The sequence below is a fragment of the Nocardia sp. NPDC051030 genome (assembly GCF_040683015.1).
Taxonomy (GTDB): Bacteria; Actinomycetota; Actinomycetes; order Mycobacteriales; family Mycobacteriaceae; genus Nocardia.
In genome coordinates this window covers 298,544-312,530 of record NZ_JBFBCD010000011.1, presented here as the reverse complement: position 1 = coordinate 312,530, position 13,987 = coordinate 298,544, and the positions used below count along the sequence as shown (strand labels likewise).

Sequence of the window (13,987 nt, the reverse complement as noted above, 5' to 3'; positions counted from 1 at the left end):
GGCGTGCGGACACCATCGATCAGGTAGGGGCTCAGCGCTTTCGGGTTTCGCGGGTCGGGTCGGTGGCACGCAGGTGTGGAAGCAGGCGGGCCGCCACGTCGGCGGGGCGTTCGGCGTGCAGGAAATGGCCGCAGCCATCGAGGCGGGCGTGGTCGATGCCCGCGCGCTCGGACAGGATGCGCTGCAGATCGGCGGACATGCAGCCGTCGTTCGCGCCCGCGAGAGCCAGGGTCGGGAGGACGGCCGACGGGGAGAGCACGGCACGGTGGAATTCTCGGGTGGGAGCCCGGTGCACCGTGAACAGCGAGCGGTAGTAGCGGGTGGCGGCCCACGCCCGCAGCGGGTCGGTGAAAACTTCTGCCGTGGGCGCGAATTCGGCATCGGTGAACTGCCAGTCGGGCGACCAGCGATGCCACAGGGCGCGCACGAAGGCGGCCTGGTTCCGGGCGAGCAGGCGCGGGGAGGCGGCGGACTGCATGATCGGGATGTACGAGGACATCACCGTCTGGCGCGGCAGGTGGCGCACGATGCCCGGGGCGAAGCCGTCACCGAAGGGCGGGATGGCCAGCAGGGTGAGCGAAAGCCATTGCCGCGGGGACTGCTTCGCCAGCACGGTCGCCGCGAACGCACCCCAATCATGGCCGACCAGGTGCGCAGGCGCAGACCCCAGTTCCCGATGCCAGGCCGCGATATCCTCGCTGACAGCCATCAGGTCATAGCGCGCTGCGCGGTCGGCCGATCCCGGCGTGTAGCCGCGCAACCACGGGGCGAGCACCCGATATCCGGCATCGAGGAGCAGCGGGATCAGACCGTCCCAGCTGTGCGGAGTATCCGGAAACCCGTGCAGCAGAACGACCAGCGGAGCCGCCGTATCGCCGAAGTGTCGCGCGGAGAGCTTGAGCCCATCGCGACGCAAGGTCAGGGTGGACTCGCGAGAATCAGCGGACGCCATGGAAGCCCTCTTTCGGATGCCGGCGGAACATCTCCGCACCCGCAAAGTTAGAACAAGTTCTGATTTCTGGGTAGATGGATCACCACGACCTGCCGGAATGATCCGAACTTCGGTCGCCACAACCCCTTTCGCGACACCCGGCGCTCACGTCGACCACACGGCCATTACGGCACTGCTGCTAGCGGCCGCGCCAGAGGGGTGGGCGCTTTTCGACGAAGGCGCGCATACCCTCGCCCGCGTCCTCGGAGGACAGGGCGGCGGCTGCCACCTGGCCCTGGCGGGAGAAGGCTTCGGCGGTGGACCAATCCGGGGACTGGTCGATGATCTGTTTGCCCGCGTCGATGCTCAGGGGGGCGTTGATCGCGATGCGTTCGGCTAGCTCGAGGGCAGCGTCGAGAGCCTTGCCGGGGTCGGCCACCTGGTTGATCAAGCCCAGTGCGGCGGCACGGTCGGCGGTGATGGGGTCGCCGGTGAGGGTGAGTTCCATGGCGATGGCCCGGGGTAGACGCTGGGACAGGCGCAGGACTCCGCCGCCTACCGCGACCAGGCCGCGTTTGACCTCCGGGATGCCGAAGACCGAATCTCGGGCGGCGACAATCAGATCGGCGGTGAGGGCAAGTTCGCAGCCACCGGCCAGGGCGGGGCCCTCGACCGCGGCGATGAGGGGTTTGCGCGGGGGTTGGGAGACGATGCCGAGGATGCCGCGTTTTTCGGTGACCGGGACCTCGCCGCGCGCGGCTGCCTTGAGATCCATTCCGGCGCTGAAGTATCCGCCCGCGCCGGTGAGGATGGCGATGCGGGCGTGCGGGTCGGCCTCGTACGCGTCGATGGCGCGCTCGATGCCCACGGCGGTCGCGAGGTTGATGGCATTGCGGGCGTGCGGGCGGTTGATCGTGATGATCATGACGTGGCCGCGGCGCTCGATCAGGACCGGAGCCGGTGGCGGGGCGGGCAGTTCCACGCGGTCGGTGCCGTCGAGAGTGACGGTGTCGCCGGAGACGGTCACCGGCAGGCCCAGCGCGTCGGTGTCGGTCAGTGTGGACAGCAGGGCGGAATCGCTGCTGCGGAGCAGGATTCGTTCGCCCTTGGGGGTCAGCAGGCTCACGATCGCGGCCTCGGGACGACCGTCGCGGCCGTAAGGCAGGGTGTAGGCCTCCACGACGGCGGGGCCGTCATAGCCGGTGTGGGCCGGGCGCGCCGGGGGATGCTCGATCACCGGGGTGAGGTGGCGGAAGGCGGCCTTCGGAGGCGTCGCGGAATACACGGCGAGCGCGTGTTTGGTGAGGTACCAGCCCAGCGACGAAGCCAGGCCGAAGGATTCGGGTTCGGTGCGCAGGCGCTCCACCAGGGTGGCCACCGCGTGCCCACCGTAGTTATTGCCCGGACCGCCACCGAAGGTGAGACCACCGGTCACCGTGAGCGGGCGCTTCGGGTCATCGGCGGGCAGGCCCAGTTCACGGGCCGCGATCTGCACCGCCACCGGGAAGCAGGCGTAGAGGTCGACATGGGTGAGGTCCTGCGCGCTCACTCCGGCGTGCTCGAGCACGGCCGCGCCGAGCGTGCGGATCGCCGGGGACGCCGCCAATTCGGTGCGCTCACTGACGAACCACTCGTCGGTGCCGGAGGCGCCCGCGTGGATGAACACCCACTTGTCCTGCGGTATCCCGGCCGCCTCCGCCGCGGCCGCGCTGCACATGATGATGCCGCTGGCCATATCCACGGTCAGATTCGCGCATTCGAGCTTGGTGTAGGGCGCGGAGATCATCCGATTCGCGTCGGTGACCGTGGCGATCTCGGCGGCGGAGAACTCCTGGGACTGCCAGGCATGGGGATTGGCCGCGGCCACCGCCGAGAACCGCGACCACAGCTCCGCCACCGCCTGGGCGTGCTCGGCGGGCGGGCGGCCCAGCCGATGCCGGTTCGCCGACTCCAGCAGCGCGTACATATTGATCGGCGCTTGCAGGCCCGCGGCGGTCTCGGCCGGGTTATTGGCGGGCTTGTCGATGCCGACGACGCGGGTCGGGGACACGTCGGAATCCTGTACCGGCCAATCCAATTCGATCCCGGCCCGCTGTGCGGCGGACTGCGTGGCACCCGCCTCCGCACCGGTCACCAGCACCACGTCATACTCGCCCGCGGCGATCGCGGCGGCGGCCTCATTGATCAGCAGCTGCCCGCCGTCCCCACCGAACGGACTGGACTGCACCGTCTGCGCCGCCTCCGCGCCCACCGCCGCGGCGATCAGCGCACCCAGATCCCGGTACTGCCACGACGTCGGCGCGACCGAGAACACCGCATCCGCGCGCGCCAGCAGCCGCTGCCCCGCACCGGTGTCCTGCGCGGCCCGGCCCAGCGCGCGCACCGCCAACTCCGAGGGATCCACATACGCGGTGTCCGGAGTGCGCTGCACCACCTGACCGACACCCACCAGCACCGGCGTCGTCGGTGCGAGCACCACACCGGAAGCCTTGTGCCGCACCGCCTTGCGGGACGGGCGAGTCGCCGAACGCGCGGCCGCCAGTGCCGCGGGCAGGGCGGCGAGCGAATCACGCAGCGCATCGCCGAGACCACGCGCGACGGTCGCCCCCAAGGGGCCGTCGATGGGCTGGCCCGCCAATCCCGCATCCAGATACACCGTCGCCCCCGGCGCGGCCGGAACCACCGTGATCCACAACCCCAGCCTCAGCCCTTGCGGCCCGGTGCCCTCGAGCGCCAGCCCCGTGCCGGTGACGTCGGTGACCGTCCACCGCAGATCCGCCGGGATCCCCATGAACTTGGCGACCTGTGTGAACTCCACCCCCACCTCGGCCTGTGCTGGCGCATCCCCACGCCAGCCGCCGTGGAAGGTGAACCACTCCGGAATGCGTTGCAGCTCGGTCAGATACGCCAGCGCCGCCGGTGCGTCTGCATCCACGCTCGCATGAGCGTGCGCCGTCCGGGTGTACTCGGCCAGACCGGCCGGAGCCCGATGCTCCCCGAGATCGGCAGGCGGCTCGGGTTCCACGCCATGCCCGGTCAGCCCGGACACCAGATCGCGCACGATCCGCGGGTCCCGGCGCACCGCGCCCAGCAGCTCACCCCCCGCGCGAAGCTGTTTGCGCACCGCACGTCCCTGCGCGAAAACCGCGAGGAAACGCTCGAACCCGGGCACCTCAGTCACAACCGACCTCCTCATCGAGGGCTGAAACATCTGAGACTCACCGTATCGCCTACCCGCGCCGGCCGGGAAGGTCGCGACCGACTTCGCACCGCGACACTCGCTGTCTGTTCGCGCGGCAAACGTTTCCGCCGGAGCGTGGCCGCAGCCATCAACGGCTGTATGAGCGGCCCATCAGTGGACGCCATCGTCGCTGACGCTGGCGGAGCCTGAGCGTTTGTCATGATCGGTCGCATGGAATTCTCGACCGGCACCTCGGCCCGGAAACGACTGCGCGGACCCGGTTTCCGGGTCCGCGCGGGGGTGTGTCGGTGGCCGACGGGGGGTTGATCAGAGGCGGATGCCCAGGAGGGCGTCCACGGCGTCGGTGATCAGACCGGGGGCGGAGGCGTCCGGGCCGCCGTAGGTCAGGGCCTGATCGGCCCAGCTGTCGATGGCGGCGAGGGTTTTAGGAGTGTCGAGGTCGTCGGCCAGGTGCTGGCGCACGCGGGCGACGGTGTCCTCGGCGGCGGGACCCGAGGCCAGGGCGGCGGCCGAACGCCAGCGATCCACACGCGAAAGAGCTTCGGCGAGAACACGATCGGACCATTCACGGTCCTGGCGGTAGTGCCCGGCGAACAGGCCCAGGCGGATGGCGGCCGGATCGGTGCCCGAGCGGCGCAGCGTCGACACGAAGACCAGGTTGCCGCGCGACTTGGACATCTTCTCCCCGTCCAGGCCGATCAGGCCCGCGTGCACGTAGTGGCGGGCGAAGCGGCGGCCCTTGACCAGGGCTTCGGCATGCGCGCACGAGTATTCGTGATGCGGGTAGATCAGGTCGCTGCCGCCGCCCTGCACATCGAATTCGGTGCCGATGCGATTGAGCGCGATCGCCGAACACTCGATATGCCAGCCGGGACGACCCGCACCGAAGGGCGCGGGCCACGACGGCTCGCCTGCACGCTCGGCCCGCCACAGCAGCGCATCGATCGGGTCGCGCTTACCGGGGCGGTCCGGGTCACCGCCACGCTCGGCGAACAACCGCTCCATGGTCTCGCGGTCGTAATTGGACTCGTAGCCGAACTGCTCGGTCGCGTCGTGACGGAAGTAGATGTCCGGGTACTGCGCATCCTCGACCACATACGCCGCCCCCGAGGCCAGGAGCTTGTCGACCAGATCGACCACCTCCTGCACCGATTCGATGGCACCGATGTAGTCGCGCGGCGGGATCACCCGCAGCGCCGCCATGTCCTCGCGGAACAGGTTGATCTCGCGGGTACCCAGATCACGCCAATCGATGCCGTCCCGCGCGGCACGCTCGAACAGCGGATCGTCCACATCGGTGGTGTTCTGCACGTAGTGCACCTCATGCCCGGCGTCGCGCCAGAGCCGGTTGACCAGATCGAAGGTCAAGTAGGTGGCGGCGTGCCCGAGATGGGTGGCGTCATAGGGGGTGATGCCGCAGACGTACATGGTGGCGGTCGCGCCGGGGGTGACCGGGCGCACCTGCCGGTCGGCGGTGTCGAACAGACGCAACGCCGGTCCGGATCCGGGAACGGTCGGGACAGCGGTATCGGACCAGGACTGCATGAATCGAGGTTAACTGGACGAGTGATGCGTACCGTGCGCGCCCCCGCACACCGGTTCCGCGCCGCACTCGCGACAGGCCGGTCCGACCTGCACCTTAATGCCATATGCGCACGCGTCAATGGTTGAAATCATGATGCATGCAACGTTTTCCGAGCGGCCCGCAATCGCCACGACGGCCAGCGGTCAGAACGCGGGCCACGGGATCGGCCGCGACGAGGTCGGCATCGGCAGCACCGGATCCTCGAGCAGCGCCCGCGCCCGGGACTCCAGGGCCTCGATCTCGGAGTCCGTGATCAACTCCGCCAGTCGCTCCCCCAGCTCCCCGGGCAGCGCCTTCACCAAAACCGTGATGTCGGTGAGCAATTCGTCCGCGATCGGTTCCCCGGCCCAGCCCCACAGCACCGTGCGCAGCTTCGGTTCGCCATGCAGGCAGATGCCGTGATCGACCCCGTACACCCGCCCATCGAGCCCCTCGAGGGCATGCCCGCCCTTGCGGTCGGCATTGTTGATCAGCACATCCAGGACCGCCATGCGATGCAGGCGCGGATCATCGGCATGAATCAGCGACACCTGATGCCCCGAGGGGTCCAGCGCGCGCAGCACCTCCCGAAAACCCTCGGGCACCTGCCCGACCGGGACCAGATCCACCAGATCCGGACCTTGCCCGTCCTCGACGATGTCGATCCAGCGTTGCACCATGCCCGGTCCGTACGGCCCGTCGCGCAGCACCGTTTCCGGAATCACGCCCCAGCCCAACGCATCCGAGACCAGGTACGAGGCGACCTCACGCCCGGCCAGGGTGCCGTCGGGGAAATCCCACAGCGGCCGCTCCCCGCGCACCGGTTTGTACACCACGCGCAGATCCTCGGCCTCGCACACGAGGGTGGCATTGCTGGCGGTGGTGATCTGCCCGATGACGGTGAGGTCGGCGGTGCGTAGCGGGTCGCTCGACACGATCATTCCTCTTCGTCGTCGAGCGGGGTGGTGGCACCGAAGATGTCACCGCGCTTGTAGCCATTGGTGCGCACGCACATGTGCCCCACCGGGGACAGCGGCTCCCCACACAACGGGCAGGGCGGGCGGCCCGCCGCGATGACCCGCGTGGACCGTAGCGCGAATTCGCGCGCCTGGATCGGGGTGAGGAACACCCGCACCGCGTCGGGTCCCTCCTCGGTGTCGTCCAGGACCACCGATTCGTCCACCTCGGTCTCGGTGATCGCCAATAGCTCCACCACGACCGCGTTCGCATCCGCGTCCCAGCCCAAACCCATGGTGCCGACCCGGAATTCGGCGTCGATCGGCGTCATCAACGGGGCGACATCGGCGACATCGGCGGGCTGCGGTGGTACGGGCGTACCGAAACGGCGCGCGACTTCGTCCAACAGCAGACCCATCCGATCGGCCAACACCTTCACCTGCTGCTTTTCCAGCAGCACGCTGACCACCCGCGGTTCCTGCACGGCTTGCAGGTAGAACGCACGGTCGCCCGGTTCGCCGACGGTGCCGGCGATGAAACGATCGGGGGTGCGGAAGATGTGGATTGCTCGGCTCATGGCACCTCCTGACTGCTCACTCACACTAAGAATCGGGGCGTTCCGTTACCCCATTATCCGTACTCCCAGTCGTACCCGTTTCTCCGCCGGGAACGGGGCCCGACCTCGACTCGCCGCCGGTTTGCGGCGAAATCGCCGCCAAGCTGGACAGATCCGAGCCGGTGTCGTTCACCCGCCACACGTACGGGGCGGTCGGGGTGTAGCGGATGACGCTGATCGAGGCGGGCTCCACCACGATCCGCTGGAAACCGTCGAGGTGGATTCCGAACGCGTCGGCCACGATGGACTTGATCACATCGCCGTGCGTGCACGCCACCCACAGCACATCCCCGCCGTGTTTGTCCGCGAACTGCCGGTCCCGTTCCCGGATCGCGGCGACGGCGCGGAACTGTACCTGCGCCAAGCCTTCTCCGGAGGGGAACACCGCCGCCGAGGCATGGCGCTGCACCACTTTCCACAGCGGCTCGCTCACCAGGTCGGCCAATGCCTTGCCGGTCCAGTCGCCGTAGTCGACTTCCAGGAGGCGATCGTCCGGTTCGGCCTCCATGCCGAGCTTGTCGGCCAGGGGCGAGACGGTGCGCTGGCAGCGCAGCAGCGGGGAGCACACGATGTGTTCGATGGGCAGCGAGCCCAGTCGCTGGGCGATCACCTGAGCCTGTTCGCGTCCACGATCGGTCAGATCGACGCCCGCGCTGCGGCCGGCCAGAGTGCGGGCGGTATTCGACGTGGACACGCCGTGCCGCAACAGGATCACCGTCACCGCAACAGCCTACTGGTCATGTCGCGGACACGACGCCGGTCGCCAGCAGACCCATGACGGTCAGGCCCAGCGCGATGCGGTAGCCGACGAACCAGTCCAGGGAATGCTTGGTGACGAAGCGCAATAGCCAGGCGACCGAGGCGTAGCCGACCACGAACGAGATCAGGGTCGCGACCGCGATCTGCGGGCCCGAGGCGTTGAGGCCCTCACCGGCGGGTTCGAAGGCATCGGGGAGGCTGAACAGGCCCGAGGCCAGCACCGCGGGGATCGCCAGCAGGAACGAGAACCGCACCGACGCCTCACGGGTCAGGCCCAGGAACAGGCCCGCCGAGGAGGTCGCACCCGAACGCGACACGCCCGGGATGAGCGCCAGGCATTGGGCGAAACCCATGACCAGGCCATCGCGGGTGGTGAGCTGCTGGATCGGGCGGCGCTTGGTGCCGTAGTACTCCGCGGCCGCGATCACCAGCGCGAACACGATCAGCATGGTCGAGATCAGCCACAGATTGCGTGCGCCCGTGCGGATCTGGTCCTTGAGCAGGAACCCGATCACGCCGATCGGGATGGTGGCGATGATCACATACCAGCCGATGCGGTAGTCCAGTTCGCGCTGCGAAACCGGGTCCAGCACATAGCCGCCGGGCACGGTGTCGTCATAGACGGGCAGGACCGTGGTGGGGGCCTCGTCGTAGGGAACCGTCTGGCGTTCACGCCCGGTCGCCTTCGTGGACAGCGTGCCGAACCAGGCCTGCAGGATGCGCCAGATGTCCTTGGCGAAATACACCAGCACCGCGGCCTCGGTGCCCAGCTGGGTCACCGCCGTGAACGAGGCGCCCGCATCGTCGCCGAAGAACACCGACGACACGATCCGCATATGCGCCGAGGAGGAAATCGGCAGAAACTCCGTCAAGCCCTGCACCAGACCCAGCACCAGGGCCTGCACCCATGTCATCGACTCGCCCATCACCCTCCAGTCCCGAATCGTCTCCTGCCGGTGGGCAATTCGCTCACCTGCGGCGGCATCGGCCGCCAGCACCGCGCCGACCCTACAGGGCAGCGTGCGCACCCGGGCAGCGGAACCGGCGATCGAGGCAGCCTTCGCACCCGGCGCGCCGAGCCACCGCGTGTCGAGCCAGGACACGGGGTGTGCAAGACCCGCCGCGAGCGGGTGTCGTTGCGGGGCAAAGCCGAGTGTCGGCGTGAGGCGTGGGCGGCAGATGCGACTTGTGCGCTTAGGCTGACGCATGTGACGAAAGTGCAAGCGCGGTGATGGAACAGCGGACGGTGGGGCGCAGCGGGCTCCGGGTTTCCCGGCTGGGCCTGGCCACCCACACCTGGGGGCGCGAAACCGATGCCGAGGACGCGGGCGCGCAGTTGATGGCGTTCGCCGAGGCCGGTGGGACGCTGATCGATACCTCCCCCGCCTACGGTGACGGGGTCGCGCAACGCATTCTCGGGGAATTACTGCGCGAGGTCGGGCGCGAGGATCTGGTGCTGTCCGGATGTGCCGGGCAGACACCCGTATTCAGTGATCCGGCGGCCGGACCGGTGCCCGCGCCGACCCGCTGGGCGGTGGACGCCTCGCGGCGCACCATGATGCGCCAACTCGATCAGACCCTGGCACTGCTGGGCACCGATCACCTCGACATCTGGACCGTCGCCGCCTGGGATCCGCACACACCGCTGGAAGAGATCGCCGACACCTTGCGGTGGGCGGTGCGCACCGGGCGTGTGCGTTATGCCGGAGCCCGCGGCTATGACGGATGGCAGCTCGCGACCCTGGCCGCCACCGCGCCCATCACCTCGGCGCAAACCCCGTATTCGCTGCTGGCGCGCGGGGTGGAACACGAATTCGTGCCCGCCGCACAGCATCACGGCATCGGCGTGATCGCCACCGCGCCCCTCGCGGGCGGGATTCTGACCGGCAAATACCGCGACGGAGTGCCCGCGGATTCACGCGGGGCCGACGAGGCCACCGCCGCGGAGATCACCGCGCATCTCGACGATCGGGCCGTGCGCGTGGTCGATGCCGTCGTGACCGCCGCCGACGGGCTCGGGACCTCGCCGCTGGCGGTGGCGCTGGCGTGGGTGCGCGATCAACCGGGCGTGGCAAGCATGCTGGTCGGGGCGCGGGATATCGGGCAGCTCACCGGGATTCTGGCCGCCGAGACCCTGGAGTTGCCGCGGGCGATCGCGGCCGCACTCGGTGACGTCAGTGCACGCACAGAATGAGCGATGGCTAGCCTTACCTGCATGAGGTCTCTCGTGAATGCCCGGTCGGCGCGGCCCGGCGGCAGCCGCAGTCTCATCCTGCGCACCCTGCTCGTGACGCTGGGAGCGAGCCTGCTCGTCGGCGCCACCGCCTGCTCGGATCCGGGCAGCACCGGTTCCTCGGGACACGGTCCGGCCACCGCCACCGTCGGCGATCTCAACCCGGTGCCCATCGGACCCGAACCGACCCCGACGCTGCCGGTGACCGTGAAATCGTTCGACGGCTCCGACGTCACCGTGACCGACGCCAGCCGCATCATCACCGCCGACCGGTACGGGACCCTCGCGCAGACCGTGGTCGCGCTCGGACTGACCTCGAAACTGGTGGGACGCTCCACCGTCATCCCGCCCGTGCTCGAGAAGCTGCCCAGCGTCACCGCGGGCTCGGGCACGCTGAACGTGGAAGCCATTGCCGCACTGCGACCCACGGTGTTCCTCACCGACACCACCAGCGCCACCCCCGTCATGCGGGACCAGCTGCGCGCGTTGGGCATCACCGTCGTCTACTTCGACCCGCAGCGCACCATGGACGGTGTCGTCCCGCAGATCGAGGCCGTCGCCAACGCGCTCGGCGTGCCCGCCGCGGGCCAGAAACTCGGCCAGCGCACCCGCGATGAGATCACCGCCGCCTCGGCGACCGTGCCCCCGCGGGACAAGCCGCTGAAAATGGCGTTCCTGTACCTGCGCAGCACCGCCATCACCATGATCGCGGGCCCCGGCTCCGGCGCGGACTCGCTCATCGCCGCCATCGGCGGCACCGACGCGGGCACCGCCTCGGGCCTGACGGAACCCTTCGTCCCCATCACCAGCGAAGCCCTCATCGCCGCCGCCCCCGACGTCATCATCGTCATGTCCGACGGCCTGGCCTCGGTCGGCGGCGTCGACGGCCTCGCCAAAATCCCCGGCATCGCCCAAACCCCCGCCGGTCGCGACCGGCGCATCGTCGACATGTCCGACAATGTCGTCCTGAGCTTCGGCCCCAACACCGGCCGCGTCGTCGCCGCCCTCGCCCAGGCCGTCTACGGCGAAAAGACCGCATGACCGACACCCCCGCCCATCCCCACCCTGAACAACAGGATCCGCCAGTGCCCGAAGTGAACTCGCCATCCCGCCCGGAAAACGGTGCGGATGAGTCGAATTCGCCCCCATCCAACCCGCACCCCACACCGAACACGGTGCCGACAGAGGCCGGAACCACAGACTCGGCGGCGGCACCCGGTCACACAGTCGGCGCAGGCGGCAGCCGACCAGCTGCTCAGCCGCCATCGGATGCCGCTGGGGCAGCACAGGATCAGTCGGCCAACCCCGATGTCGAGTGCACACACGCCGGAGTCGGTGCTGCCCGGGCGAGAGATACCTCGGCGGCTCGATCGGACGACTCGACTGTGCCAGGCGCCCCCGGGGCGGGCACGTCACTGGTCGGGGCAGGTGCACAGGGTCGGCGGTGGTCTCGGACTGCGTTGATCTTTGTTGCGGCGTTCGCCGGATTGGTTGTGCTGGCGTTGATTTCGGCGGCGGTGGGGCAGGTGCCTACGACGCCGCTCGAGGTGGCGGGGAGTTTGTTTCATCGGATGGGGCTCGATTGGGGGCCCATGCCCGCGCATCCCGCCGGGGACGTGACGTTGTGGGAGGTGCGATTCCCTCGGGTGGCGTTGGCGATTCTGGTGGGGGCGGCGCTGGCCACGGCGGGGGCGCTGTTGCAGGGAGTGTTCGCGAATCCGCTGGCTGAACCCGGTGTGATCGGGGTTTCGGCGGGGGCCGCGGTCGGGGCGGGCGCGGTGATCGTGTTCGGGGGTGCGTTCGTTGCGGCCTGGTCGGTGGCGGCGGGGGCGTTCGCGGCGGGCTTGTTGACCACGTTGCTGGTGTATGTGCTGGCTCGGTCCAATGGGCGCACCGAGGTGGTGACGCTGGTGTTGACCGGTGTGGCCATCAATGCGTTTGCGGGCGGGCTGATTTCGTTCCTGTTGTTCACCGCCTCACCGGCCGCGCGGGATCAGATCGTGTTCTGGCAGTTGGGCAGCCTCAACGGTGCCACCTGGCAGTCGGTGAGCGTGGTCGCGCCATTGACCGCGATCGGGGTGGCGGCGGCGGTGCTCATGTCCTCGAAACTGGATCTGCTGGCGCTGGGGGAATCGGCGGCGCGGCATCTGGGTGTGGACGTGGAACGGTTGCGGCGCAATGTGATCGTGGTGGTCGCGGTGCTGGCCACCGCTGGTGTGTCGTTCACCGGAATCGTGTTGTTCGTCGGGCTGATCGTGCCGCATCTGGTGCGCATGCTGGTCGGGCCCGCGCACCGGGTGCTGATCCCGCTCAGCGCGATCGTCGGGGCGGTGGTGCTGTTGGCGGCCGATATCGGGGCGCGCTCGCTGGTGCACAATGCGGATCTGCCGCTGGGCATGCTGACCTCGCTGGTCGGCGGTCCGTTCTTCTTCTGGTTGCTGCGGCGCACCCGCGCCCGTGCGGGAGGCTGGGCGTGAGCACCGTATTGCGAAGTCTCTCCGGCGTTTTCGCGCGCCACAGCGAACTGCCCGTCGTGCCGGAGCCGGGCACCGTCACGCTGCGCGCGCGAGGCGTCGGGCTCGAGCGCACCGGCGGGCACCGCGTGCTCGACGAGGTCGACTTCGAGGTGGTCGCCGGGCAGATCGTCGCCCTGGTCGGACCCAATGGCGCGGGAAAATCCACGCTGCTGGCCGCCCTCGCCGGTGAACTCGAACCCAGCAGCGGCACAGTCGAACTCGACGGGCATCCACTCTCGTATTGGGCCCCGGTCGACATGGCCCGCCGCCGCGCGGTGCTCCCGCAGAATCACACCGTCGGATTCCCGTTCACCGCCCGCGAGGTCGTGGCCATGGGCCGTGCGCCCTGGGCGCGCACCGAACGCCAGGACCACGACGAGCAGCGCATCGCCGCCGCCCTGGCCGCCACCGACGTGGAACACCTTGCCGGGCGTACCTTCCCGGCCCTGTCCGGCGGCGAACGCGCCCGCGTCGCGCTGGCTCGCGTGCTGGCCCAGGACACCGCCACCCTGCTGCTGGACGAACCCACCGCCGCCCTGGACCTCGGCCACCAGGAACAGGTCCTGCACCTGGCCCGCGAACGCGCCGCCGCCGGTGCGGCCGTCGTGGTCGTGGTGCACGACCTCGGCGTGGCCGCCGCCTACTCCGACCGCGTCGCGGTCCTGGAATCGGGCCGCATCGCCGCCGACGGGCCGCCCCGCGAGGTCTTGACCACCGAACTACTGACCCGCGTCTACAAACACCCCGTCGACGTCTTCGACCACCCCGTCACCGGCGAACAACTGGTCATGCCGGTGCGAGGCCGCTCCGCCGACTGAGCTACCCGCCGAGAGCGGCTCGAATCCCCGTGTCCTGAGACTCATTCCGCCTCACCTGCCCACCTCGTGCCGATCGCGGGAAAGCGTCTCTGATCGGCTGAGTGATCCTGCGTTATCCCACAGATGCGGGAGCAACGGCTGCCGATCGTGCGCACGTCCTGGTTCCGGTTACTGCACAGGGCAGAAGCCAGCCCGTGGGGCGTGTCCCTCCGGACGCTGGCCCACCCGACCGAAGTGCGGGTGAGGGAGGGAACCCTGCGTCGCCTGGGCACAGGGCGGAAAGTGGTTGAACCGGCACGACTTTACCGCTCCACTCACGATGGTGCCGGAAAATTAAGAGACTTCGGGAGCCTGCAAGATCGACAGTAACCGTGTGGGCCGCGCGTGCACG

At 69.2% G+C, this 13,987-nt stretch carries 11 protein-coding genes; 4 read left to right on the top strand and 7 right to left on the bottom strand.

Translation table 11 applies throughout. The annotated features are described in order from the left end of the window. Positions 1-31: 31 nt before the first annotated feature. From AB0N05_RS33820 to AB0N05_RS33790, 7 genes are all read right to left on the bottom strand, one after another. Complete coding sequence (locus AB0N05_RS33820; RefSeq protein WP_364701530.1) at positions 32-952, bottom strand: alpha/beta hydrolase; 921 nt, start codon at positions 950-952, stop codon at positions 32-34. A gap of 178 nt (positions 953-1,130) precedes the next feature. Then, positions 1,131-4,112 carry a crotonase/enoyl-CoA hydratase family protein gene (locus tag AB0N05_RS33815; RefSeq protein ID WP_364701528.1) on the bottom strand — a complete coding sequence of 994 codons (2,982 nt, stop codon included), beginning with the start codon at positions 4,110-4,112 and terminating at the stop codon, positions 1,131-1,133. Positions 4,113-4,439: 327 nt separating this feature from the next. Then, a complete protein-coding gene (mshC, locus tag AB0N05_RS33810; RefSeq protein WP_364701526.1) occupies positions 4,440-5,678 on the bottom strand; it encodes a cysteine--1-D-myo-inosityl 2-amino-2-deoxy-alpha-D-glucopyranoside ligase in 1,239 nt (412 codons plus the stop codon). 183 nt (positions 5,679-5,861) lie between these two features. After that, a complete protein-coding gene (locus AB0N05_RS33805; RefSeq protein WP_364701524.1) occupies positions 5,862-6,632 on the bottom strand; it encodes an SCO1664 family protein in 771 nt (256 codons plus the stop codon). 2 nt (positions 6,633-6,634) lie between these two features. Then, a complete protein-coding gene (locus AB0N05_RS33800) occupies positions 6,635-7,231 on the bottom strand; it encodes a DUF3090 domain-containing protein (RefSeq protein WP_364701522.1) in 597 nt (198 codons plus the stop codon). A gap of 25 nt (positions 7,232-7,256) precedes the next feature. After that, positions 7,257-7,991, bottom strand: coding sequence for a histidine phosphatase family protein (locus tag AB0N05_RS33795; RefSeq protein ID WP_364701520.1), 735 nt, complete (start codon positions 7,989-7,991; stop codon positions 7,257-7,259). Between the two features lie 16 nt (positions 7,992-8,007). Further along, the gene (locus AB0N05_RS33790) at positions 8,008-8,955 is read right to left on the bottom strand and encodes an undecaprenyl-diphosphate phosphatase (RefSeq protein WP_364701701.1); all 948 of its coding nucleotides are present in this window, start codon (positions 8,953-8,955) and stop codon (positions 8,008-8,010) included. 305 nt (positions 8,956-9,260) lie between these two features. Here AB0N05_RS33790 and AB0N05_RS33785 point away from each other — a divergent pair, with 305 nt between their 5' ends. The 4 genes from AB0N05_RS33785 (at position 9,261) to AB0N05_RS33770 (ending at position 13,596) form a co-directional block, all read left to right on the top strand. After that, complete coding sequence (locus AB0N05_RS33785; RefSeq protein ID WP_364701518.1) at positions 9,261-10,223, top strand: aldo/keto reductase; 963 nt, start codon at positions 9,261-9,263, stop codon at positions 10,221-10,223. Positions 10,224-10,244: 21 nt separating this feature from the next. Further along, entirely contained in the window at positions 10,245-11,303 is a 1,059-nt protein-coding gene (locus AB0N05_RS33780; protein WP_364701516.1) for an ABC transporter substrate-binding protein, read from the top strand. A gap of 419 nt (positions 11,304-11,722) precedes the next feature. After that, the gene (locus tag AB0N05_RS33775; protein ID WP_364701514.1) at positions 11,723-12,739 is read left to right on the top strand and encodes an iron ABC transporter permease; all 1,017 of its coding nucleotides are present in this window, start codon (positions 11,723-11,725) and stop codon (positions 12,737-12,739) included. Next, positions 12,736-13,596 (top strand): heme ABC transporter ATP-binding protein, encoded by an 861-nt coding sequence (locus tag AB0N05_RS33770; protein WP_364701512.1) that lies wholly within the window; start codon positions 12,736-12,738, stop codon positions 13,594-13,596. The genes AB0N05_RS33775 and AB0N05_RS33770 overlap by 4 nt, the downstream gene beginning before the upstream one ends. Positions 13,597-13,987 lie beyond the last annotated feature (391 nt).